Source organism: Phnomibacter sp. (genome assembly GCF_036803085.1).
GTDB lineage: Bacteria > Bacteroidota > Bacteroidia > Chitinophagales > Chitinophagaceae > Phnomibacter.
The window spans coordinates 120,428-143,457 of sequence record NZ_DAIRUZ010000006.1; the positions used below are offsets into that span (position 1 = coordinate 120,428).

Below are 23,030 nucleotides of genomic sequence, written 5' to 3' on the forward strand. Positions count from 1 at the left end.
ACTACTCCTCGTACCGGCGCAGCTTCGCTTGCACGGCACTGCGGGGTAGTATCGTCCGTCGGGCAGCCCGTCGGCCATGTGCTACTATCCACTTTCTGTCGCAGGCCTCCCGGCCTGTGACAGTCGGTTACTCGTCTTGTACATCAACCGTCAGCTCAAAGAAAAATCCGTGCATCTGCGGCCATGAATTATACGCTTTATCTGTCGCAGGCCTCCCGGCCTGTGACAGATTGTTACTCGTCATCAGGCAAAACCCTGCGCCAAATTATTTGCCATTTTGATTTCACTATCTCGCCCCTTCAGGGTTTCCCTACTCATCACTTTCTTTTTTTACCACGGGCTATCACCCGTGGCTGTAAGTATTACGCCCCTTCGGGGCTTCAGCAAGTGTGTACTATTGCATAAATCAACATCCGCTCAAAGCTGTGATATCCTCCCAATCTGCGTCCACAATAATCTGTGCATCCGCGGCCATGCTTGCCATCTGCCTTTGCTCGAAGCATTAATAACACATCGTCACAGGCCCGGAGGCCTGCGACAGCGACATCTGCGGCCATTGTTTTGCTGTCTTTTCTTTCAGCAGTAGTAACGCATCGTCACAGGCACGGAGGCCTGCGACAGCAACATCATCCGCGACAACCTGTATTCATCCGTGCATATCCGCGTTCCATCTCCTTTCCCCCCGCTGGGGGTTAGGGGGCTTTCTTTGTATCTTTAATTCAAGTTTTTATTGCATGCAATCCTTTGTTCATCCGCAGTCTGTTATGCGCCGCATTTGGGGCAACAGCGATACCATCCTCTTCATCTTTGCCGGTGCTGCCGCAGAGTTTGCGTTGAATAAAGCCGTTGACTGGTTGTACTTCACCGGCAAGCTGCCGAAAGATCCTTTGGGCCGTTTGTTTTCTACGGTGCAGTATGCCCGGTGGATTATTTTCTCGCCCCACGACAAAGCCACACAGGCCATTCAGCAAATGCGCCACATACATGCAGCGGTTGAAAAAAGCCGCGGCGATACTATTCCTGACTGGGCCTACCGCGATGTACTGTACATGCTCATTCATTATTCCATTGCTGCTTTCGAGCTGCTCGAACGACCACTTACGGATGATGAAAAAGAAGAAGTGTACGACGTGTTTTACAGAGTAGGAGTCGGCATGGGGCTTACACAACTACCGCAGGGTTATGCAAACTGGTTGCCATCGAGAGAAGCACACCTGAACGCCGATTTGCAACGTAGTCATTACACCGACGATTTGTTTGTACAGTACAAAAAACACTTGGGTAGTACCCGCTATACGGTGCTAAAGGCAGGCCAGCAATTGGTAGTGCCTACACAAGTAAAAGCGTTGCTGGGCTTTCCCAAATATTCTTGGTTGGGCCCGGTGGTGCCGCTGTACTAATTCAGCCGGCTGCTGCACCTGGACGGGCTCATCAAACACCTGCTCTTGCCCGCTGCATACAAGGCTCAAATTAAGGCCCTCAATCAGCCAGAAGAGAAAAGATAACGGCTTTCTATTGCTGCTACACAGCCTCGCCAAACGTTAATAAATTATTGTCGGGGTCGAGCAATGAAAATTCTTTTTGCCCCCAAGGCTTTGTAGCTAAAGCGCCATTCGGATGAATGGCAACACCGGCTGCTATCCATTGCTGGTAAAGGCTTTCAATATCGCTGCAGCGGATATACACCTGACCATAATTGTGAGATGGCTCCAAAGTCGGGTGCTCAAAAAAGTGAATTTCAATACCTTCTTTTTGCAGCATCAGATAACCGGGATAATCGTGGCTGCCCATGCTGGTAAAACCAAGTTGCGTGTAGTAAGCCAGCGTAGCGGCTTTGCTGCGCATGGGTAGTTTCGGGTGGATGGTAGTGAGCATAGCGAGTATGTTTCAAAGATGAAATGATTGATAGCAAAAGCTTATCATCAATCAATAATCAGAGTATGCTGTTGGCCGCAGGAAACTGATATCAATGTGCGACACATTGCCTTTGTAAAAGGGCATTGATGATAATGTTTTCCATTGTGCGTCGGCTACAAATTGTTTCCAGTGTTCCTGTCTGTCGGCCATATTGTTGAAGCTGGTCATGTACATCAGGTTGGGCATGTTGCTGCCTGCAATTACATCGCCATAAAAAATAGCGTTGAACTGTAATCGTTTGAACAAGCCAATTTCATCACCTTCATTAAACATATGCACTTTATTGCGGTACAAAGCTTCGGTGCTGCTTTCATAACTGCGTAGTTCGTATACCCGTTCACTGCGTGGTCCAGTCAGGTTGGGCATTACCAAGCCTTCCGACATAGCAAAGGCTTGTAGCAAAATGGTTTCTATTCTGTCGTAAGCTGTTTGTTGTTGCTCATGGTTCAACCAGGTGGCAGCCTGTGTTGTGTATGGTTTGTGTTGCAGCATTTTTGCGGGCAGTTGCAGCAATGCTGCTGCACTTTTTGCAGCCAACAACACGTACAGTTTTTTTACCACAGCAGTATCGTTGGCAATGGCTTTAAATACACCCACCGATGCAAAGCCCAGTGCATGTGCGGTAGGTACAAAAGCATTTTGCAAGTATTGCTCCAGTACTTGCTCTTGTGTCTGGTTGGAATAGCTGTATACATTCAGCTGAAAATAGCGGCTGGCTTTTGGTTGCGCCATTGCTACACTCACGGTCAACAACAGGCAGAGCAATGCTTTCCCTTTCATGGTAAAAATTTATACTAAGTTAATGGTTGCCACCACCAAGTCTTGGGTATCATTTTGCTTGTACTTCTGCTGTCAAAAGTGGGGCGAGCTGTTCAAAGGCTTGCTTGTAACCCCGAATGGTTTTTTTGCAAAAAGCCAACTTGGCCCGACCAATACTATTGCGGCTGTAAATGCCTGCAAGTCCCTGAATGGTCCACCGGTAGTTACGCTGATTGCGTTTGTACCATTCTTTTATGTAGGGCTTCCCCTCAGGAAAAATGAAATACTGCGGCTGCCGGATGCAATGATAACTATGCGGATATGCAGTGGCTGCTTCGGCCCATTGCAACATCGGAGTGGGTTCAGCGCAAGCTGCGGGGTCAAGTATCCACCAGCAAAGTTTGCCTTGCTCCAACACTGGTACGGCTACCGCTACATGATAGTTCCAGTTATTGAGCAAACCGCCAATATATCCTTTGCGCAAAAAGGCCGCACCAAATACCCAGCACTTGGCATGCGGTATGCCGGCATGTTTTAGCAGCAGCGATGCAGCTTCGGCACGGGCTTCACAAAAATTGTGCTGCCGGTGCCAACCAAAAATGGGTTGGGTGGCCAGCCATTTAAAAATGCGTTGAGCATAGGCTGGTTGTAGCGGCACAATATCAGCAATCCTGTCGCTGAGGAAATAGTCGTACAGGCTCAGCGAAAGTGGTTTTTGCATGGATGGCAAGATACAGTGGATACGCACAAGTGGGTAAATGATTTATCAATGCCCTTGCTTATGAACGTAGTAGCTTAAAATATATATGAGCAATGGCTTGCATAGAAATGGCCGGGTCAATATTTTAGCTATCAACCCAAATCCTTAATAGCCCCGATGAAACATTTTCTTTTGGTTGTACTCCTACTTATTGCAGGAGTTGTTGCACATGCCCAGTCTGGTACTTTTGACAATACTTTTTCTGCTGATGGAAAAGCAATCATTCATTATAGTTTTCCTTATCTATCGCTGGGCGATGCGTTGTTGCAAAACGACAAACTTATTGTGGGTGGTGGATCCTTGTACAATAACAATGCAGAAGCCGTTATTTTGAGGTATAACAGTAATGGCACACCTGATGTAAGCTTTGGTGAAGGAGGTATGGCAAAGTTTAATTTTTCTACAGGTAGTGATGGTGATGAATTGATAGCTTTGGATATAAATGCAAACGGGCAACTTTTTGCGCTTGTTTCTGAAGCGGATAGTTTCAGGGTGTTGAAATTGCAAAGCAATGGTGCCATTGATGGAACATTCGGCGGTGCTGTTGGAGCCAGATTTTCGTTAGCAAGCACCTATGCGAATGATATGTTGGTGCTCAATAACGGTAAGCTATTGGTGTTGGCATCTATCAGTGGCGTACCTACATTTATTCGGTTCAACAATAATGGAAGCCTCGACAGTTCTTTTGGTATTGCTGGTTTAAAAGCGGTTGCGTTACAAGGGCTATCTTCTACGATTAACGCATATAGCATGGCACTGCAGTCCGATGGCAAGATTGTGATTGCCGGTTCGTATCAGCCTTTTTTTAATAGTGATGATAAATTAATTGTGGCTCGATTTACAACTAATGGTGATGCAGACATAAGTTTTGATAATGATGGTTGGTTAGAAGCATTGATACTAGACAATACAGAGCCATCTGCAAATAAAGTAATGGTTGACAAAGACGGAAGAATATTGGTGGGCGGTTTGCTGTACGATACTGAAAATGCATTTATCGAAACTACAAAAGCGGGTGCCGTTTGGTGTTTCTTGAACAATGGTCAACCAGATGAATCTTTTGGTGTAGATGGAGTGGCAAAGATTGGAGAAGCCGGCGATTTGTTGATGCCTGGTTTCATTGCTCAACAAGGGGATGGTAAATATGTATTGGGGGCGGCATATCGGAATGGCGCTGACTTCGAGTTTGCTGCCATAAGACTTACTAATAACGGGCTACCAGATCTAACATTTGATACAGATGGAGTTGCCCGTAAAAACATGGGTAACGGATTTGACTATGGTGCAATTCCCATGATACAAACAGATGGCAAAGTAGTGTTGCTGGGTGGTAGCATACAGGCAAACAGGTTTGTATTGGGGGTAGCAAGGTTTAATAGCAATGGCAGCAGAGATGATGCGTATAATTCAACCGGCCAATTGCTTCAGCAAATTGGAGAAGGAATGCAAACCAATGCAAGTACAGCTGTAAAATCAATTGCTTTGCTGGCAGACAACGCTGTAATAGCTACCGGTTCATATGAAAACGGGTTTGGTCAAGGAGGATTTGTTACGAAATACAGTAGTGCGGGTGTGTTGGATGAAAGTTTTGGTGAGCAAGGGTATGCTTCTGTTTCAGCAGGTGTTGCTGATGGATTTTCTCATGTAGCTACAGCAGATAACGGTTCTGTCATTGCAGTTGGTACAAGTGTTGATTTATTGAAGGGAGCCAGTATTTTGGTTGCAAAATTTACCAGTAGCGGGCAGCCAGATATGTCATTTGGTACTTTTGGAAAAGTGCTGATAGATGTAGCTGCAAATGATTACGCACAATGCCTGGCACTTGCTGTGCATGCTAATGGTGAAATAGCCATTTCAATAGAGTCTTTTAGCTTCACCAGTTTGGAAGAGTCATTCTATCTTATCAAACTGAATGCAAATGGCAGCCTCAATACCAGCTTCGATACAGATGGTATTCAACCTACTCCAATTGCTTATAACAAAATGGTATATCAGCCGGCTGATGGCAAATTGGTAATCAGTGGTGCGTATGATTCGGGTCTTCCACAAGAAGGATATAATATAACGACTAATAGATTGCTGTCTTCAGGATTACAAGATCCGTCTTTCAACAACGGCAATCCACTGATTACTCATTTTTCTCCTGAGAACGACGAGGCTGTAGGTTTATACATTACTTCAGCCGGAAAAATTTTGCTTGGAGTTAATGCTTTTAATGCCGGTCTTGATAGGAATTTTGGCATAGCCCGATATAACAGCAATGGTACTCCCGACAGTAGTTTTAGTGGCGATGGCAAATCAACCTTTGGGCTTCCTTACAACGGGATGTATTTTTCTATGAATAGCACCGGTAAAATGATAGTAGCCGGCAAACCATTTTTTTCAAACGGGTATTTAGTAACGGCGATAAATGATTCTGGTACTATCAATACAAATTTTGGTAACAATGGCACAGCAACAGTTAATGTAAGCGGCATTAATACGAATGAAGAAATTTTCGAACCCGTGTTGCAACCTGATGGAAATATTTTGTTGGTTGGCGAGTATCAGTCTTCATCAAACGGTTATGTGGACGGGTTTATTGCACGGGTGAAAGGTTTAGTCACTACAGTAGCTACCTATACTTTTAGTGGAAATGGTAATTGGAGTGTGGCAGGCAATTGGGCTGGCGGGCAAATCCCACCCAATCCATTGCCTGCTGGCACCCAGGTTGTTATAGACCATATAGCTGGAGGTATTATGATTTTAGATGTACCTGTAACCCTTCAGTCTGGTGCGAAAATCATATTGGCAAATGGCAAAACCTTTCGTGTAAATGCTCCAATTACTGTGCCTGCTATTACTCAACAGTAATATTCAGTTTACGAATGAGCAATAAAAAAAGCTACGCATCAGCGTAGCTTTTTAATATCAACAGCAATAGCTGTCCGTTATTTCATTTCAAAGCTTTCCAAAAACTTGGTGTTAAAATCACCGGCTTTGAATTGTTCGTTTTTCATAAGCTGCAAGTGGAAGGGGATGGTGGTTTTAATGCCATCAATCACATATTCACTCAACGCTCTGTACATGGTATCTATGGCTTCATCACGGGTACGTGCAATGGTGATGAGCTTGCCAATCATGCTGTCGTAGTATGGTGGAATGGTGTAACCGGCATACACGTGGCTATCAACCCGTACACCATGGCCACCCGGAGTGTGCAGCACGGTAATTTTACCGGGGCTTGGGCGGAAGTCGTTGTACGGATCTTCTGCATTGATACGGCACTCAATGGCATGCATGGTGGGTTCGTAATCTCTACCGCTGATGCGGATGCCAGCTGCAATTTTGATTTGTTCTTTAATCAAATCGAAGTTGATGACTTCTTCGGTTACGCAATGCTCTACCTGAATACGGGTATTCATTTCCATGAAGTAGAAATTGCGGTGCTTGTCTACCAGAAACTCAATGGTACCTACACCTTCGTAGCTGATGGCTGCGGCCGCTTTTTTGGCAGCTTCACCCATGGCTTTGCGCAGCTCGGGCGTCATGAAAGGTGAGGGGCTTTCTTCCACCAGCTTTTGGTGACGGCGCTGGATAGAGCAATCCCGTTCGCTGAGGTGACATACGGTGCCAAACTGGTCGCCGGCTACCTGTATTTCAATGTGGCGGGGTTCTTCTACAAACTTCTCCATGTACACGCCATCATTTTTGAAGGCGGCCAGGGCTTCGGCTTTTGCCGTGTTGTAGGCCCGTTCCATTTCATCTTCTCTCCACACTACCCGCATACCCTTTCCACCGCCACCGGCAGTCGCTTTCAGGATGACAGGATAGCCCACCGTGTTTTTGGCCAGATCGTAAGCCTGTTCGAGACTTTCGAGCAACCCGTCGCTGCCAGGAATAACGGGAACGCCGGCTTTAATCATGGTTTCTTTTGCCGTGATTTTATCACCCATGGCCCTGATTTGATCTGGCGGCGGGCCAATAAATTTGATGCCATTCTGTGCACAGATTTCTGAGAAGAGGGCATTTTCGGCGAGGAATCCATAGCCGGGATGTATGGCATCAGCATTGGTGATTTCTGCTGCCGCTATGAGGCGGGGCATGTTGAGGTAGCTGTCGCTGCTTTGGGGTTTGCCAATGCAAACGGCTTCGTCGGCAAACTTTACATGCAGTGAATCTTTATCGGCAGTAGAGTATACAGCTACTGTACGGATGCCCATTTCGCGACAGGTGCGAATGATGCGCAAGGCAATTTCGCCGCGGTTGGCAATTAATATTTTTTTAAACATGCGCTTAAATATGCTAATGTGAAAATGTGCCAGTGTTCCCGGGTGATGCAGCGTTTACTTCAACTTTAAATTGGCAATACGACTGCTTAGAATGTGAGGCATTTATGCTGATTTTTTTCCTGATTATTGATAATGCGAAACAATCAATAAGGAAAAAATCCGGATGCATATTTGCCTTTTTTACTATCACTTTTTGAACAACTACTATGGCACTAATCTTCTTTTGGTGAAGGATGTCAGCTTTATTTTCTGCGATTAGCTTGAAGTAAAGAGCTAAAGGAAGTTTTGGGCAATCTGCATTATGCTGGTTCTACCAAAAACAGCGGCTGATCGTACTCTACCGGGCTGGCGTCTTCTACCAGCACTTTTACGATTTTGCCTTTTACTTCACTTTCAATTTCGTTGAAGAGCTTCATGGCTTCAACAATGCATACTACTTTACCAGGAGCTACTTCGTCGCCAATGTTTACAAAGGCTGGTTTATCAGGACCAGAGCTTCTATAGAAAGTACCAATCATGGGGCTTTTGATAGTAACGGTGTTGGCGGCAGGGGCAGCAGGGGCAGTTGCTGGTGCCGGTGCTGCGGCAGGGGCAGCGGGTGCAGGTGCGGGGGCAGCCAAAGCAGGAGCAGCGTAGGCTACAGGGGCAGCCACTACCGTTTCTACTTTGTCTTCCTTTTGTTTGATGGTTACCTTAAAATCAGCTTCTTCGATGCTGATCTCAGCGATGTTGGTTTTGTTGATAATCTTCACCAAATCCTGAATGATTTTAATGTCCATACTGCAACGGTTAAAGATGAAAAAATATACCCTCTTTCAAGGGGTCGGCTAAAGTAAGGTAAGCAGTCGAAATGAGGCCATTTTTCATCATTTTACCTTGAAAATGGGGAAAAAACGGCCATTTTTAGTCAAAATCAATCGTTTTTGCACATTTGGCTATTTCTGGGGAAAGCACAAAAAAAGAGCCCCACAAGAGGCTCTTTTTTATTTGAATCAGCTTTTAAGCAAAGCTGGAAATTATTCTTTAACCCGTTCTACGTATTCACCGGTTTTGGTGTTGATGCGAATCAGTTCGCCTTCATTTACAAACAGGGGCACGTTTACGTTGGCACCGGTTTCTACGGTGGCAGGCTTCAGCGTACGGGTAGCAGTATCGCCCCGAAGGCCGGGTTCACTGTAAGTAACCCTTACCACAATTTTATCGGGGAGTTCCACACTCATGGGGCTTTCTGTCTCGGTGTTTACCAATACACTTACTTCCTGGCCGTCTTTCAAAAACTGAGGCGCATCTATCAGGGTTTCGGCAATGGCAATTTGCTCAAAGGTTTCCTGATCCATAAAGTTGTAGCCGGTATCATCTTTATAGAGGTACTGAAAATTGCGACGCTCAACACGTACGGGGTAAATAGTATCGCCACTGTTCCAGGTTTTTTCAATACTGCGGTTATTGTCTACACCCTGCAGTTTTGCCCACACTTTAGCGGCGGCCCGGGCAGTTTTGTTTTCGCCAAATTCCACTACTTTATATAAGCTGCCATCGAGCTTAAGGATGATGCCACGACTGATGTCGGAAGTATTTGCCATAAATTAGTTTTAAGCATAGAACCGGCAGTTGGTGCTGGCTCTTGTGTTTGGGCGGCAAATATAGGTGAATGCTTTTCCACCAAAAACAACCAGTCTTTTTTTGCCCATATTTTCGACCGGGTTGTAGTTTTTAGCATTCTGTAAAGCCATCGGTTTGCTCCATGTTCATGTACATTTGGTGCTATGAAATACCTGATTCTTTGCCTCGGATTATTGTGCGGCGTAGCCGGTGTGGCGCAGCCAAAACTCACTACCACGGTAAAAACGCAACAAACCATTCCTGCCGTACAGCTCACCAATCTCAGCAATCAAAGCTTTGCGGCCAATAAAGTGCAGGCTCCTGGCAAAACCTTGGCACTGGTGTACTTTAGTCCTACCTGCAGCCATTGTATCGAGTTTACAGAAAGCCTGACAGGAAAATTGAAGCAATTTAAAAATGTTCAGTTTCTTTTTGTTTCGGCCTATCCTTTAGAAGAGATCAAAACCTTTGCCACTTCCAAAGGCATAACCAAAATGCCACAATTTACCATAGGTATGGACCCCCAGTTTTTACTCGGCGGCTTTTATGAGCTCAAAGAAATACCCAGCATTTTTGTGTACGGCAAAAATGGAAAGCTCAAAAAATCTTTCGACTCCAAAGTAAAAATGGAAGACTTGATTGCATCCGCAAACGAGTGAGTAAAATGAACGTCATTCCCTTGTAATATTAGTGGCTGCTCCATTGCTACCACCTACCTTTGCCGCGAAATTTGTTTTACCTCATTTATAAATCCAAACTATTATGAAAGTAACGGTTGTAGGCGCTGGTGCCGTAGGTGCTACCTGCGCTGATAACATTGCCCGCAGAGAACTGGCACACGAACTGGTATTGCTCGACATTAAAGAAGGATTGGCCGAAGGCAAGGCTCAAGACATGCAGCAAACTGCACAGCTCCTGGGTTTCGATACAAAAATTACCGGTAGCACTGCCGATTACAGCAAAACTGCCGGTAGCGATGTGGTGGTAATTACCAGCGGCATTCCACGCAAGCCCGGTATGACCCGCGAAGAACTGATTGGTACCAACGCCGGTATTGTAAAAGGTGTAGCTGAAAATATTCTCAAGTATAGCCCCGATGCTATCATTATTGTGATTAGCAACCCAATGGATACCATGACTTATCTGGCGCTACAAAGCACTGGTTTGGCCAAAAACAAAATCATTGGTATGGGCGGCACACTCGATAGCAGCCGTTTCCGCTATCAGCTGAGCCAACACCTCGGTTGCAGCGCCAGCGATTTAAACGCTATCGTAATTGGTGGCCACGGTGATACAACCATGATTCCGCTGATTAAGCATGCTACCTGGAACAGCATTCCTGTGAGCACACTGCTGAGCGAAGAGCAACAGCAGCAAATTGTAGCCGACACCATGGTAGGCGGTGCTACATTGACCAAGCTTATTGGTACCAGCGCCTGGTATGCACCCGGTGCAGCAGGAGCCATGCTGGTAGAAGCCATCCTCCGCGACGAGAAGAAACTGCAAACCTGCTGCGTATACCTCGATGGCGAATATGGCCAGAAGGACATTTGCCTTGGCGTACCAGTGGTAATTGGTCGCAATGGTTGGGAAAAAATCGTTGAAATTGAACTGAGCGAAGAAGAAAAAGCCGCCTTTGCGAAGAGTGCCGATGCTGTTCGTAATATGAACGACGTGTTGAAAACGCTCTGATTTGGTTCAGACTTACAAAAGAAAACCGGTTGCCAAGGCAACCGGTTTTCTTTTTGCTTTATGCAGCCGAATGTTGATTGAAGCAACAGGCAGTAGGCTTTTACTTACTGCTTTGTTTGATTTTCAACAGCATGTTGGCCATCATGTGGTTGTAGTTGAGGGTAGCATTCATTTCTTCCAGCTGTTCGCTGAGTTTTTGCTGACCCAGTTGGCTAAACATGTTGGTCATGGTGCTTTGGAAGTTAAGCGTTCCTTTCAGTTCCTCATTTTCGTTGAACAAAGACATCAGTTGCTGCTTCAGCAACATGTTTTCTTCTTGCAATTGCTTCATGGAGAGGGCTGCACTTGTTTCAGCAGGAACCATTACAGTTGGTGTTGATTTAGTAGCGGCTTTACCGTTATTGCCATTAGCGAAAGTAAAACCCGTAAAACTTGTCATCAGAATCAGTGTGAAAATATAGCGTTTCATAACTAAGAATTTATTGCTTGTGTTGATGACACAAAAGTACGCCGGGTTGTTGGAACACTCTGGTCGATAGGTTTAGCTAACCTGAAACGCCAATCTGAAAACGTTGAATATTGTCTAATGAACAGCCTTTGGATTGTGTTTAATTCGGTGTTTGTCATTGTAAAATTGACTGCATATTAAATTTTATTCAAAGGCCTGTTTTTGGGTGGATTAGCCAATTCTTAACAAAGAATGCTGGAAAGTGCTCATAATGGGCGTAATTCACTAACCATTTTGCATTAAAAAAGGCAGCCATTGGCTGCCCTTAGATATACTTGGATGGGTGGTGTGCTATACTCTATTTAGCCAGCTGCTTCAGCATATTGGCCATCATTTGTTCTTAGCTAGCCCTGGCAGCCGTTTCTGCCTGCTGGTCGGCCTGGCGCTGGGCCTGCAGGTACTGCATGGTTTGCTGCATGGTGCGGTCGTAGCTGTTGTACGCTTCCAGCTCGGCAGTTATTTCGGCCATTTCTTGAGCCTGCAGTTGCTGAAACATGCCGGCCATGGTTTGCTGGTAAGCCAGTTGGCTTTGCAATTCGGCCTGCAGGTCGGTCAGGCGATCAATGCTGGCTTTCAACGAAGCATTTTCGCTGGCCACCGCAGCCGGGGGGGCCAGGTTCGATATTTCAGGTTTGCTGGCTACGGTTTCTTTTTTGGTAGTAGCGGTAGCCAGGGCAGCAGTGCCGGTGAGGGTTACAAGGGCGAGGAGAGTGATCATCTTTTTCATGGTGTAATTTTTTTTTAGGTTGGTGTTTGGTGCGTGTTGGTGTGGTGTGATTAGCGTGGGTTGTTGGTGTGTAGTGTGCTTATCAGACGGGCGTTAGTCTGGTTAGTTACATCGTTTTTGTGGTTCATTTATCAGCGGCATTAAACCCTGTCGAACGGCATTTTTGCTTACTTGTTTCTGGTAAACTGTAAGGCAGCGGCCATCATTTTATTATAGTTGTTGGTGGCTTCCATTTCTGCCTGCTGTTCTTCCAGTTTCTGGCTTTTCAGTTTCAGCATCATGTTGCTCATCAATTGATTGTAAGCAATGGTGCTTTCCAGCTCGGCTTGTTGGTTTTCCAGTTCTTCCAGTTGCAGCTTCAGGCGGCGGTTTTCTTCTAATACCGTTTTGTATGCTTCTGCGGCGGCTACGGCGTGGCTGGCTTTGTGGCTGGCTACGGTTGTTGTTTTTTCAGCTTTTGCACTACCCAATCCCAGGGTCAATGCCATCAGAGAAATCATGATCGTTTTCATAGTGTGTGTTTGTGTTTGTTTGATGATGTAAAAGTACTATACAATACATAGTACTAAAATTGGCGAGTGAGGAATGGCGGCTTTTGCCTGATGAAATGCATTACGCCCATACGAACGGCAAGCCGATCTCCGGGAATGCATACCATTAACTTTCATTAACGTATTGATTTACAGATTGTTAAATGGAGTTAACAACCTTGGGGCCCTCTGACTACAGATGGCCGAGCATTTGGTGAGCGGTAGCCACAATAGCGGGTACCTGCTGCTGGTTCATACATTTAAAATGACCCTTTGGGCAGGCAGCATACCCAATTTTGGAACAGGGGCGGCAGCGAAGGCCGGCTACTTCAAAGGAATGTTGCAAGCCAGGCTGAGTGCCAAAGTATGGTCCCATGCCCAGTGCAGGAACCGTGTTGCCCCAAATAGTAATGATGGGTTTTTGATAAGCTGCTGCTACGTGCATCAATCCTGTATCGTGGGTAATAATGAGTTTGGCTTTCCGCACCAGGTCGGCACTTTCGTTGAGCTTAAACTTACCGCAGGCATTGTAAATTTTAATCGGGTCGATGGCGGCTATCTTGTCACCTTCGGCTTTATCCTCCGGGCCTCCTAATAATATAATAGGATGATTGATGGCTGCGCATATTTCTTTGAGCTTATCGAGTGGGAGTTTTTTGGTAGCCAGCGCAGCCCCTATCACCAGGCCTACATACCCGGCGCTATGGCTTGTGGGTATATCATTAGTGGGTACATGGTCGGCCTTGCTAATAAAATAATCCAATCCTTTGCCATCATTTACTACACCCAGGCTGCTGATAGTTTGCAGGTATCGGTCTACAATATGGACCGCTGGCATGCGGTTAATTTTCAAATTGGTGAGCAGCCACTTTTCAATATTCAGTTTATTGAAAGAAAAGCTTTTTACCTGCAAGCCTCTTTTTACCCGAAGGCTGCGGAGGTTATGGTGCAAATCAATTAAGTAATCGAACTGAAGGGCTTGCAGCTGTTGTATCATTTCTCCCAAATCGTCGTTTACCAAATGCAACTGATGGATGTAGGGATTGTGTGCCAGTATAGACTTAAAAGATTGTTTGGTGAGAAAATGCACTTCGGCATCGGGCACCTGTGTTTTTAAACAGCGGATAACGGGGGTGGTTAAAACAATATCGCCGATGGAAGAAAAACGGATGATCAGAAATTTTGCCAAGACGCTATGCTTTTAAAAGGTATGTGTAGAAGTAGGGGCAACGTGCAACTGCAAAAATGATGCTAAGGCATCATTTCTTCTACCTCTACATAGTTCAAATCCTTGTGAAATGTTTCCTTAATCATTATAGCCGCTGCTATTGCAATGAGCATGGTGATGGCTCCGGTAATCATTCCGCCGGTTACATAATCTGTTTGAAAACGGAAAAACTTGAACATCGGCAATATCATAATGGTAAGCATACCTCTTACCATGTTGGGTATGGTGGTAGCAGCCGTGGCCCGTATGTTGGTGCCAAACTGCTCGGCACCCATGGTTACAAAAATGGCCCAGAAGCCCGTACCAAAACCAAGCCCGGCACAAATCCAATACATCGCATTGGCACTGCCATTCCACAGGCTGGTAAAAAAGAGTATCATAAATACAATGGTGATACCATAAAAAAGGTACAATGCTTTTTTGCGGCTCTTAAACCACTGGCTGATAAGGCCAATCAGTATATCGCCAATAGCAATGGCTGCGTACGCAAACATGATGCTCTTGCCACTGTCGATAGGTTCTTTAATACCAAAGGCTTCGCCAAACTCTTTTGAGAAAGTAACCAAAATGCCAATCACAAACCAGGTGGGCAAGCCAATGAGGATGGAAAGAATGTACCGCTTCAACCGCTCCGCTTTGCTAAAAAGCATAAAGAAATTACCTCGCTGCACTTTCATGCCTTTTACTTCATGAAACATACCCGACTCAAACACACTGATGCGGAGTATAAGCAGCAAAAAGCCAAGCCCGCCACCAATAAAATAACAGGTACGCCAGCCAAAGTTTTCCTTCATAATAAAGGCCACTACGGCACCGGTTAATCCAATGCCAGCCACCAGTGAGGTAGCCACGCCGCGTTTTTCTTTTGGGGTGAGTTCGCTTACCAGTGTAATACCGGCACCCAACTCGCCTGCCAGGCCAATGCCCGCTATAAAGCGAATGATGGCATACTGATCGATTGTGGTAGCAAAGCCGTTGGCAATATTGGCCAATGAATACAAGAGGATGGAACCGAAGAGTACACTCAGCCTGCCTTTCTTATCGCCAAGCACACCCCATAGCACACCGCCAATCATGAGGCCGGCCATTTGCCAGCTGATGATCCGTTCACCATCGGTTTTAATGAGTTCGTCGGTAAGACCCAAATCTCTCAGGCTCGGCACCCGTATGATGCTGAACAACAGCAAATCATAAATATCAACAAAGTATCCTAATGCAGCCACCAGCACCGGAATGGAAAAAATACCGGCTTGTTTGTTGGAGAGAGAAGCGTTCACAGCAATCAGTTTGTTAGAAATCGCAATCTATTGTTTAGTTGCGGAATCTGACGGGGTTGCTGCTTTCTTTTTGCTGAAAAAAATCTTCCAGATAACAGGCGCTGTTGTTACCAGTACAATACCTATTACAATTACTTCGAGATGAGATTTAAGATCGAAACCAAACTGGCTGAGCACAAACTTTTGCAGATAATGGCCGGCAAACAACATGCTGAACACCCACAACAACGAACCGGTAATGTTGTAAAACATAAACTTGGGTCGGCTCATATCTACTATACCAGCAATAATGGGGGCGAATGTGCGGATGAATGGCAGGAAACGGGCACCAATAATGGCAAGGCCTCCGTGCTTTTCAAAAAAGTCGTGGGCTTCGTAGAGGTATTTCCTTTTGAAAAAGAAATTTTCTTTCCAGTGGTACATAGCCGGGCCCACTTTGCGGCCGGTCCAGTAGCCTACCATATTCCCCAAAATGCCACAGGCAGAAATCAGAATCCAAAGCAACAAGAGGTTTACCACATCGCCACCACCATGAATGGGGAATTCGGATGCGAGTTCGGTACTGTAAATACCTGCTACAAACAATAAGCTATCGCCCGGTAAAAAGAAGCCGGCAAACAAACCTGTTTCTGCAAAAATGATGAGCAATAACAGATACAACCCACCATTAATGATGTAGAACATGGGGGTGAGCAGGTCTTGCCAGGTGAAATGTTTATTCAATGTAATCTTCTGACCATTGCTGATGTCTTTGGTGGCAATCGACAATGCATCATGATGGCTGGCTTCAAATCGAAGGCTATCTGTTGCCGGAAATGTATCGAAGCCAATAAGGCCGATACCGTTGGTTTCCATAACGGTGCCATTCACTGTTACAGATGTGTTTTTAACGGGGCTGTATTGATTTACTACATACACCGAATCTTGCCGGGCCATGAGTGCCGGGCTAAAAACAATCATCAACACCAATGCAACGAATAATCTTTTGAGTGAGCTGAGCAACATGAGGTATTACATTAAGGGGGCAAATTAAAGGCTTTATTACACGACGGTTTGTTAAGACCTGTTTAACTAAAACCAGTTATACTACCTCTACAGCTTCCTCGGCCAGTTCGCCTTCCCATTTGCTCACCACAGTGGTGGCCAATGCATTGCCCAGCACATTGGTGCCGCTTCTAAACATATCGCAGAAGTGATCGATGGGTAAAATCAATGCAATGCCTTCCACCGGAATATCGAACATGCCACAGGTAGCAGCCACTACCACCAGGCTGGCACGGGGCACACCTGCTACGCCTTTGCTGCTCAGCATTAGCACCAACAGCATGGTAAGTTGCGTACCCAAATCGAGATGTATGCCATAGGCCTGCGCAATAAAAATGCTGGCAAATGTCATGTACATCATACTGCCATCGAGGTTGAAGGAGTAACCCAATGGCAAAATGAACGACACAATTTTATCCTTACAGCCAAAGCGTTCCAGTTCTTCGGTGAGTTTCGGAAATACTGCTTCGCTACTGGTGGTGCTAAAAGCAATAAGCATGGGCTGGCCCAAACGCTTTACCAATGGCGCCAATCTTTTACCGAGAAAAACATATCCTACAATCAATAAAAACACCCAGAGTAAGGCAATGCCTGCCAGAAAAGCACCAAAATATTTGATGTAGACAAGCAAGATATCTAAGCCGTTGATAGCAATGGCGGCGGCAATTGCACCAAATACACCCAATGGGGCCGTTAGCATTACATAGCCAACCATTTTCAGTACAATATGTGCCAGTACATCCAAGGCTTTAATGAGCGGTTTTGCTTTTTCGCCCATGCCGGCCATGGCTACGCCAAAAAAGATGGAGAACACCACCAGCTGTAAAATTTCGTTGGTGGCCATAGCTTCAAATACACTTTTGGGTACAATGTGCTCTACAAAATTTTGCAGCGAAAAGCCTTTGGTTTTGCCTACCACATCTGCCACGCCGCTGGCATCTACACCGGCAGGGTTCATGCCTACGCCCGGCTGCGTTACATTTACCACCAGCATGCCTATGAGCAGCGAAATAAGTGAGGCAGTTATAAACCACATCAAGGCTTTGCCACCCACCCGGCCTACTGCCTTCAAATCGCCGAGCTTGGCAATGCCTACCACCAGTGTGCTAAATACCAATGGGGCAATTATCATTTGTACCAACCTTATAAAAATGGTAGCCAGCAACTTTATGTTGGTGCTGAAAGATTTGATGAGGTCGGTATCGGCGGTGTTGTGAATGAGAGAGCCAACCACTACACCAATTACCATGGCGATGAGAATATAAATCGTCAGTTTGTTTTTCATAAGTGCCACTACACTTTAAGCATGCAAAATAAAGTTGGCGTGAAAGTAAGGGTTTACACGAAAGCAAGCACGGCCAACCGTATTTGCCCTTGCCTGCCATTGGTTTTTGGCCGCCCGGCAGCATCATTTCCTCATTGGCCATTTTGCCAGCGGTGCACACCTTTTACCGTTAAAGGCCAACTGGTATTTTTCTGTGATGTACAGCACAATATATTAGTGGCAACAGGTGTTCCTTTGTGTCAGTTTGATTATAGTTATTACTCTAGTACAGAGATGGATTTTGGCTGGCGGTTTATGCGTGTTGCTATTATTTGGCTGCTGCTAGTTCAATCAGTTTTAAACTGCAGCGCATAATCATGCAAAAAAGGCTATCAACTTCAGTGTATGAAATTGGCAATTGGTCGAAATTTTTTTGGTGTGATATCGGTAATATCTACATTGCACTAAACCCTGAAAGAAGTAGTCAACAAAGGTTGAATTTCTACTACAAGAAGCCTGTCATGAGTGTATTAACCTGCTATGTTGTAGACGATGATTCTGTATCTCGTCATAATCTTCGACAATACATATCGGACAGGCCTTGCCTATGTTTAAAAGCTGAATTCGAAGAGGTGTATGTGGCAGTACAAGCTTTCCATCATCAGCCCGTACAAGTGTTGATAGTGAACAATGATATGCCGGATGCTGGCGGTGGGGCATGGTTTGAAACCTTGTTGCCCCAACCCTACATATTGCTGCTTTCATCAACACCAAAAAATCAAATACAGTCAAACTATATCACAGTTTTGCAAAAACCTTTAGACTCAGCCACTTTGATGCAGGCGCTTGATCAGCTCCACCAAAAAATTGAATTGGAACATGCTGCTGCTGAGTCAGGCGATACTTATATCATGGTGAGAGATCATAAAGACCTGTTGAATATCGACATCAGCGAAATAAGGTTGGTAGAAGCTTTGGGAGATTATTTGAAGTTGCACATAAATGGGCGTTTTTATACCATCCTGAGTACCATGAAACACATGGAAGAAAAGCTCCGTTATGTTGGTTTTATAAGGGTTCACCGCAGCTATTTGGTAGCAATTTCATTTATAGAAAAGGTAGAAAACGGAGTTGTAATAGTGGGCGGCAAAAGAGTACCCGTATCGGACAGTTACAAAGCTGTGCTGATGGCTGCCATGAAATGCAAAACAATGGAGTAATGATTACTGCTCTAGTCTTTAGTATCTCAACATTTGTTGAGATGTCATCCTCTCTATGCCCATAGGTTGCTTTATTTTTTGAAAAGTGGGCAGTTTTGTTGAAAAAATCATTCAACTCAGGCGTAGAAAATAACCGTTTCTGTTTTATCCCTTAATTTTATTGAGCCTTTTATCATTGGAAAGATACCATACAATTCCTGCCCCGATAGCGTTGGCAATTGGATAAATGCTATCAATAAGGTTTTGTCTATTGCTGCCTTCCTACTCACATACCAGAAGATCAAACTCCCATGCAACGATTACTTTCCCTCTACAACGGCACCGATATTTCCACTGCTGATTTGTTGTTTATCATGTCTAAGGTTGAACGGTTGTTTGTGAAAAAAGGGCAGTTGATAGGGGTACCAGGTGAAGTATGTGAGCAAATGTTTGTAATAGAATCAGGTCTTTTCAGGTGTTACATGGAAGAAGACGGGAAAGAATACACCCTGTTTTTTCGGCAAGAAGGGGAGATTTTGACAGACTTCAGGAGCTTTATCAGAAAAGAACCGGCACAATTATTTATACAGGCCCTAGAAGATGCCGAGCTGTACAGGTTACAGGCAAGCCAACTTCAGGAAATATATGCCCGTGTACCTGCTATGGGGCAATTCAATCATCAAATGCTGCAAAACTATTACGTTAGATTGCTGGATAGTTTCACCCATCTTTTTGCCGGCGATGCCAAACGGCGGTTTATCCGGTTTGCCGAACACCATGCCGATATTTTAAGACGTGTGCCTCAGCACATGATTGCCAACTATCTGCGCATTACTCCTACCCATTTAAGCAGGCTTAAGCGTCAGCAAATTAAGTAGTACAAGTGAGGGTTATACACATTCTGACGGGTACTGTGAAAAACTTCCCCGCCAGAGTATGTACATTATACACAAATTTGCTATCACGGCCGCGAAATGGTAGGCCGGTTTACCCTACACCCACATCTGTGCTGCCTTTTGCAGCAAATGCACAATCTTTTGTAAGCTTCTTTTTTTACTGTTCATCTCTCAATGGTATTGCTTCAGCAATAGCACTTTATGAGAGACTAGAGTCTTGACTCGTTGTTGTATGGTGAAATGAAAGCTGGCAAAGAAAGTGGCGACCCTTTATAATACCCTATAAAGTCACACAGATAAAACTACATCCTATGAAAGAAAACGTCTTGCTCAACAAGGCGCTTTGCATCTTAATGCTCGGTTTATTGAGCAGTCAGAATGCAATTGCTCAGCCAGGAAAAAATGGTGTAGCTACCATTACTGCTGCCGGTACTACGGTAAATACGTATACCAATGTAACAGCTAACATTGCAGCCGCTTCTACCTCTATAACGGTGGCCAATAGTGCCCTTACCGGCGGTGCTTTTGGTGCTACCGCTTTATCTGCAGGAGACTATATATTAATTATTCAACCGCAAGGAGCAACAATTGATGCGACCAATACAGCGGCTTATGGCGGAGTGCTGGCTTTCAACGGTGCAGGTTTGTATGAGTTTGCCTGTGTAAGTGCGGTACCCAACGCCACTACAATTACATTGGCTGCGCCTACGGCAAATGCCTACACTACAGTGGGTAAAACACAGGTGGTTCGTATTCCCCGATATACAACGCTTACTGTAAACGCAGGGGCCTCTATTGTAGCCCCGGCTTGGAACGGTACAACCGGTGGTGTAGTAGCCATAGAAACCACGGGTGCAGTTACCCTAAACGGTACTCCATCTATTAATGTAAATGGTCTTGGTTTCAGAGGAGGAGTATTGGACAACAGCTCCAGCGCATCATCAACGGCTATTGTTACCACTTATCGGTCTACCCTTGCTACCGACGGTGCAGAGAAGGGGGAAAGTATAGCAGGGTTTCAGGCAGAATATGATGCCTTAAACGGACGCTACGGCCGGGGTGCCCCTGCCAATGGCGGCGGCGGTGGCAATACCCACAACGCTGGTGGCGGCGGTGGCTCCAACGGCAACAATGGTATTGCCTACACCGGAAACGGAAACCCAAGCACCAGCACAGCCTCATGGGCAAATGCATGGAATCTTGAATCAGCTGGCTTTGCAACATCTGCCTCCTCTGGTGGCGGTCGTGGTGGCTATACTTATGGTAATTCCAATCAGGATGCATTAACGATAGCACCGGGAGCGACAGCTTGGGGTGGCAACAGGAGGCAGAATGTAGGCGGTTTTGGTGGCCGTCCGCTCACCGATTTTGGTACCCGCATTTTCTTTGGCGGCGGCGGTGGTGCCGGCGATGCCAATAGCAATGCTGGTGGTGCCGGTGGCGCTGGTGGTGGTGCCATTTTTCTAATTGCCGGAGGCAATGTAACCGGTGCGGGTGCTATTACTGCCAATGGTGCAGCCGGTGCCAATTCTACCGGAAGCCACAACGATGCCCCCGGTGGCGGTGGCGGCGGCGGCTCTGTAGTTATTTACAACCGTGCAGGTAGCGTAGCCAATACCATCACATTACAGGCAAATGGCGGAGCCGGTGGCAACCAACTTATTACAAGCAATGAAAGTGAAGGCCCCGGCGGTGGCGGCGGTGGTGGTTACATTGGCATTACCTCAGGTACACCTGCCCGTACTGTTGCTGGTGGTGCAAATGGTAATACTACATCTACTTCGGTTACAGAATTTACCCCAAATGGTGCTACCGTTGGTGCTGGGGGCTCTCTTCTTACGTACACACCTGTAGGTAGTTTATTTATACCTGTAAGTGGTACCGTGTTTAACGATGCCAACGGACAAACGGATGCACTCGTAAATGGAACTGGTACAAATCTGAGCAGCGCTTTATACATTTCTGCAGTGCAAAGTGCAGTTGTAATAGCTACAGTACCTGTTCAGGCAAATGGCACTTACAGTTTTGCTGCTCTGGCACCTGGTACGTACAACTTTGTGTTACATAATAATGCATCAGGACAGGCTACTACTGCGCTGCCAGCAGGCGTTGTAAATACGGCAGAAGGCAGTGCCTCTTCAGGAGATGGAACTATCAATGGCATCATTATCAGCACAACATCTTGTGCAGCACTAACCAATTTGAACTACGGCATCAACCGTCGGCCGGTGGCCAATAACTACAACACCAGTGGCTGGAGTCTGCCTCCTGGCAATTCCCTCGAAAATGTGCCCAGTTCAGCTTTCTCTGGTAGTGATGCTGAAGATGGCACCTATGCCAACAACCTCAACGGGCGTACAGTTACGCTGAATCCTGCAGTAGGAGGTACTTTGTATTATTTCGATGGATCATTATATGTGCCGATTACAAGTGCTACTGTCATAAGCAATTTTAATAACGACAATGTGTACATTGATCCTACAGCAAATGTTGGGCCTACTACAGTATCCTTTAGTTTTCTGGTGAGAGACAATGCAGGCTTTGACAATGCTATACCAGCTCAGGTGAATATGACTTTCTCTGTATTGCTTCCTGCTACCGGTTTGACACTATCGGGCAGTTATGCAAATGGGAAAGTGCAGCTGCGTTGGCAAACACTTACCGAACAGCAAACACGTTCATTTGCAGTAGAAATGAGTTACGATGGTGTTTTGTTTCAGCAGGCAGGCCTTGTAGCTGCAGCTGGCAACAGCAATGCCTTGCGTAAATACCAGTTTGATACCAACAAACCTGCCGGACAAAAATGGTACTTCCGCATACGCCTCACCGATGCGGATGGTAGTGTGAGCTACAGCAATATTATCAGCCTGACTGCATCTGCAACCGCTTCTGCCAAGGTAGGCATGTTGCCCAATCCTGCCCGTCAGTCCGTGTGGGTGTCGGGGCTTGCAAAAGCAAAAGAAATATCGGTGCTGGCCATGAATGGTATGCAATTGAAAAGAATAGCAGTTACTGCCGAAAACATGCAGGTAGATGTTTCAGCATTGGCTACTGGTGTGTACATACTACAAGTAGCTTTTGCCGATGGTAGTAAAGAAGTAGTGAAACTATACAAGCAATAAAGCAACGCTTGACAGCTTGTGAAGAGGGCAGGCTATTCCAAATAAACTTAGCCTGCCTGTAGTTGGGCAATTGGTGTTTGAAGATCACGATCCAAAGCTGACCAATGTCATGTATTGAAATGGAAAGAGGGGGGATGTTTGCATCGTAATGTTATGTTAGCAAAATACTGACCTGCATACATGATGCACTTTTTGCACTATCGGTAAAAGGAGGATGAATAAACCCCCTTTTCG

The 23,030-nt window shown here is 45.6% G+C and carries 21 protein-coding genes; 8 read left to right on the forward strand and 13 right to left on the reverse strand.

Annotated elements, in window-relative coordinates; all coding sequences use genetic code 11:
• Window positions 1-734: 734 nt before the first annotated feature.
• Window positions 735-1,400 (forward strand): oxygenase MpaB family protein, encoded by a 666-nt coding sequence (locus V7Q13_RS12860; RefSeq protein WP_333801079.1) that lies wholly within the window; start codon window positions 735-737, stop codon window positions 1,398-1,400.
• A 121-nt stretch (window positions 1,401-1,521) separates the two neighbouring features.
• On the opposite strand, the gene V7Q13_RS12865 is transcribed toward V7Q13_RS12860, so the two are convergent.
• The 3 genes from V7Q13_RS12865 to V7Q13_RS12875 are packed head-to-tail and all read right to left on the reverse strand — an operon-like array spanning window position 1,522 to window position 3,397.
• Window positions 1,522-1,875 (reverse strand): bleomycin resistance protein, encoded by a 354-nt coding sequence (locus V7Q13_RS12865; protein WP_333801080.1) that lies wholly within the window; start codon window positions 1,873-1,875, stop codon window positions 1,522-1,524.
• 51 nt (window positions 1,876-1,926) lie between these two features.
• Window positions 1,927-2,697, reverse strand: a complete 771-nt coding sequence (locus V7Q13_RS12870) for an NIPSNAP family protein (protein WP_333801081.1) — start codon at window positions 2,695-2,697, stop codon at window positions 1,927-1,929.
• A gap of 49 nt (window positions 2,698-2,746) precedes the next feature.
• Window positions 2,747-3,397: a protein-glutamine glutaminase family protein gene (locus V7Q13_RS12875; protein WP_333801082.1), complete on the reverse strand. Its 651-nt coding sequence runs from the start codon at window positions 3,395-3,397 to the stop codon at window positions 2,747-2,749.
• Window positions 3,398-3,568: 171 nt separating this feature from the next.
• Between V7Q13_RS12875 and V7Q13_RS12880 the strand changes: the two genes are divergently transcribed.
• The gene (locus V7Q13_RS12880) at window positions 3,569-6,289 is read left to right on the forward strand and encodes a hypothetical protein (protein WP_333801083.1); all 2,721 of its coding nucleotides are present in this window, start codon (window positions 3,569-3,571) and stop codon (window positions 6,287-6,289) included.
• Window positions 6,290-6,366: 77 nt separating this feature from the next.
• On the opposite strand, the gene accC is transcribed toward V7Q13_RS12880, so the two are convergent.
• The 3 genes from accC to efp form a co-directional block, all read right to left on the reverse strand.
• Complete coding sequence (gene accC, locus V7Q13_RS12885; protein WP_333801084.1) at window positions 6,367-7,707, reverse strand: acetyl-CoA carboxylase biotin carboxylase subunit; 1,341 nt, start codon at window positions 7,705-7,707, stop codon at window positions 6,367-6,369.
• A 299-nt stretch (window positions 7,708-8,006) separates the two neighbouring features.
• On the reverse strand, window positions 8,007-8,486 hold the full coding sequence (gene accB / locus V7Q13_RS12890; protein WP_333801085.1) for an acetyl-CoA carboxylase biotin carboxyl carrier protein: 480 nt from the start codon (window positions 8,484-8,486) through the stop codon (window positions 8,007-8,009).
• A gap of 237 nt (window positions 8,487-8,723) precedes the next feature.
• Entirely contained in the window at window positions 8,724-9,290 is a 567-nt protein-coding gene (gene efp, locus V7Q13_RS12895) for an elongation factor P (RefSeq protein WP_333801086.1), read from the reverse strand.
• 183 nt (window positions 9,291-9,473) lie between these two features.
• Between efp and V7Q13_RS12900 the strand changes: the two genes are divergently transcribed.
• Window positions 9,474-9,968, forward strand: a complete 495-nt coding sequence (locus V7Q13_RS12900) for a TlpA family protein disulfide reductase (protein WP_333801087.1) — start codon at window positions 9,474-9,476, stop codon at window positions 9,966-9,968.
• A gap of 103 nt (window positions 9,969-10,071) precedes the next feature.
• Complete coding sequence (gene mdh, locus V7Q13_RS12905; RefSeq protein WP_333801088.1) at window positions 10,072-11,001, forward strand: malate dehydrogenase; 930 nt, start codon at window positions 10,072-10,074, stop codon at window positions 10,999-11,001.
• A 100-nt stretch (window positions 11,002-11,101) separates the two neighbouring features.
• On the opposite strand, the gene V7Q13_RS12910 is transcribed toward mdh, so the two are convergent.
• The 7 genes from V7Q13_RS12910 to V7Q13_RS12940 form a co-directional block, all read right to left on the reverse strand.
• A complete protein-coding gene (locus V7Q13_RS12910) occupies window positions 11,102-11,470 on the reverse strand; it encodes a hypothetical protein (RefSeq protein WP_333801089.1) in 369 nt (122 codons plus the stop codon).
• A gap of 379 nt (window positions 11,471-11,849) precedes the next feature.
• Window positions 11,850-12,236 carry a hypothetical protein gene (locus tag V7Q13_RS12915; RefSeq protein WP_333801090.1) on the reverse strand — a complete coding sequence of 129 codons (387 nt, stop codon included), beginning with the start codon at window positions 12,234-12,236 and terminating at the stop codon, window positions 11,850-11,852.
• Between the two features lie 167 nt (window positions 12,237-12,403).
• Entirely contained in the window at window positions 12,404-12,748 is a 345-nt protein-coding gene (locus V7Q13_RS12920) for a hypothetical protein (RefSeq protein WP_333801091.1), read from the reverse strand.
• A 211-nt stretch (window positions 12,749-12,959) separates the two neighbouring features.
• Window positions 12,960-13,955 (reverse strand): glycosyltransferase family 9 protein, encoded by a 996-nt coding sequence (locus V7Q13_RS12925; RefSeq protein ID WP_333801092.1) that lies wholly within the window; start codon window positions 13,953-13,955, stop codon window positions 12,960-12,962.
• Window positions 13,956-14,017: 62 nt separating this feature from the next.
• Complete coding sequence (locus tag V7Q13_RS12930) at window positions 14,018-15,271, reverse strand: MFS transporter (protein WP_333801093.1); 1,254 nt, start codon at window positions 15,269-15,271, stop codon at window positions 14,018-14,020.
• A gap of 27 nt (window positions 15,272-15,298) precedes the next feature.
• Window positions 15,299-16,276 (reverse strand): DedA family protein, encoded by a 978-nt coding sequence (locus tag V7Q13_RS12935; RefSeq protein ID WP_333801094.1) that lies wholly within the window; start codon window positions 16,274-16,276, stop codon window positions 15,299-15,301.
• 76 nt (window positions 16,277-16,352) lie between these two features.
• A complete protein-coding gene (locus tag V7Q13_RS12940; RefSeq protein ID WP_333801095.1) occupies window positions 16,353-17,600 on the reverse strand; it encodes a dicarboxylate/amino acid:cation symporter in 1,248 nt (415 codons plus the stop codon).
• Window positions 17,601-17,621: 21 nt separating this feature from the next.
• Here V7Q13_RS12940 and V7Q13_RS12945 point away from each other — a divergent pair, with 21 nt between their 5' ends.
• From V7Q13_RS12945 to V7Q13_RS12960, 4 genes are all read left to right on the forward strand, one after another.
• Entirely contained in the window at window positions 17,622-17,954 is a 333-nt protein-coding gene (locus tag V7Q13_RS12945; protein ID WP_333801096.1) for a hypothetical protein, read from the forward strand.
• A gap of 2 nt (window positions 17,955-17,956) precedes the next feature.
• Window positions 17,957-18,799 (forward strand): LytR/AlgR family response regulator transcription factor, encoded by an 843-nt coding sequence (locus V7Q13_RS12950; protein ID WP_333801097.1) that lies wholly within the window; start codon window positions 17,957-17,959, stop codon window positions 18,797-18,799.
• 290 nt (window positions 18,800-19,089) lie between these two features.
• The gene (locus tag V7Q13_RS12955; RefSeq protein ID WP_333801098.1) at window positions 19,090-19,656 is read left to right on the forward strand and encodes a Crp/Fnr family transcriptional regulator; all 567 of its coding nucleotides are present in this window, start codon (window positions 19,090-19,092) and stop codon (window positions 19,654-19,656) included.
• A 329-nt stretch (window positions 19,657-19,985) separates the two neighbouring features.
• A complete protein-coding gene (locus tag V7Q13_RS12960) occupies window positions 19,986-22,796 on the forward strand; it encodes a T9SS type A sorting domain-containing protein (protein WP_333801099.1) in 2,811 nt (936 codons plus the stop codon).
• The last annotated feature ends 234 nt before the right edge of the window (window positions 22,797-23,030 follow it).

Excerpts from the sequence above, each read along its gene's own strand:
- V7Q13_RS12960 (WP_333801099.1), top strand. The coding sequence starts at position 19,986 with ATGAAAGAAAACGTCTTGCTCAACAAGGCGCTTTGCATCTTAATGCTC.
- V7Q13_RS12955 (WP_333801098.1), top strand. The coding sequence starts at position 19,090 with ATGCAACGATTACTTTCCCTCTACAACGGCACCGATATTTCCACTGCT.
- accB (WP_333801085.1), bottom strand. The coding sequence starts at position 8,486 with ATGGACATTAAAATCATTCAGGATTTGGTGAAGATTATCAACAAAACC.
- V7Q13_RS12910 (WP_333801089.1), bottom strand. The coding sequence starts at position 11,470 with ATGAAACGCTATATTTTCACACTGATTCTGATGACAAGTTTTACGGGT.
- V7Q13_RS12870 (WP_333801081.1), bottom strand. The coding sequence starts at position 2,697 with ATGAAAGGGAAAGCATTGCTCTGCCTGTTGTTGACCGTGAGTGTAGCA.
- V7Q13_RS12950 (WP_333801097.1), top strand. The coding sequence starts at position 17,957 with ATGCAAAAAAGGCTATCAACTTCAGTGTATGAAATTGGCAATTGGTCG.
- V7Q13_RS12915 (WP_333801090.1), bottom strand. The coding sequence starts at position 12,236 with ATGAAAAAGATGATCACTCTCCTCGCCCTTGTAACCCTCACCGGCACT.
- V7Q13_RS12865 (WP_333801080.1), bottom strand. The coding sequence starts at position 1,875 with ATGCTCACTACCATCCACCCGAAACTACCCATGCGCAGCAAAGCCGCT.
- V7Q13_RS12875 (WP_333801082.1), bottom strand. The coding sequence starts at position 3,397 with ATGCAAAAACCACTTTCGCTGAGCCTGTACGACTATTTCCTCAGCGAC.
- V7Q13_RS12945 (WP_333801096.1), top strand. The coding sequence starts at position 17,622 with ATGCAAAATAAAGTTGGCGTGAAAGTAAGGGTTTACACGAAAGCAAGC.
- mdh (WP_333801088.1), top strand. The coding sequence starts at position 10,072 with ATGAAAGTAACGGTTGTAGGCGCTGGTGCCGTAGGTGCTACCTGCGCT.
- V7Q13_RS12920 (WP_333801091.1), bottom strand. The coding sequence starts at position 12,748 with ATGAAAACGATCATGATTTCTCTGATGGCATTGACCCTGGGATTGGGT.
- accC (WP_333801084.1), bottom strand. The coding sequence starts at position 7,707 with ATGTTTAAAAAAATATTAATTGCCAACCGCGGCGAAATTGCCTTGCGC.
- V7Q13_RS12935 (WP_333801094.1), bottom strand. The coding sequence starts at position 16,276 with ATGTTGCTCAGCTCACTCAAAAGATTATTCGTTGCATTGGTGTTGATG.
- V7Q13_RS12860 (WP_333801079.1), top strand. The coding sequence starts at position 735 with ATGCAATCCTTTGTTCATCCGCAGTCTGTTATGCGCCGCATTTGGGGC.
- V7Q13_RS12940 (WP_333801095.1), bottom strand. The coding sequence starts at position 17,600 with ATGAAAAACAAACTGACGATTTATATTCTCATCGCCATGGTAATTGGT.
- V7Q13_RS12900 (WP_333801087.1), top strand. The coding sequence starts at position 9,474 with ATGAAATACCTGATTCTTTGCCTCGGATTATTGTGCGGCGTAGCCGGT.
- efp (WP_333801086.1), bottom strand. The coding sequence starts at position 9,290 with ATGGCAAATACTTCCGACATCAGTCGTGGCATCATCCTTAAGCTCGAT.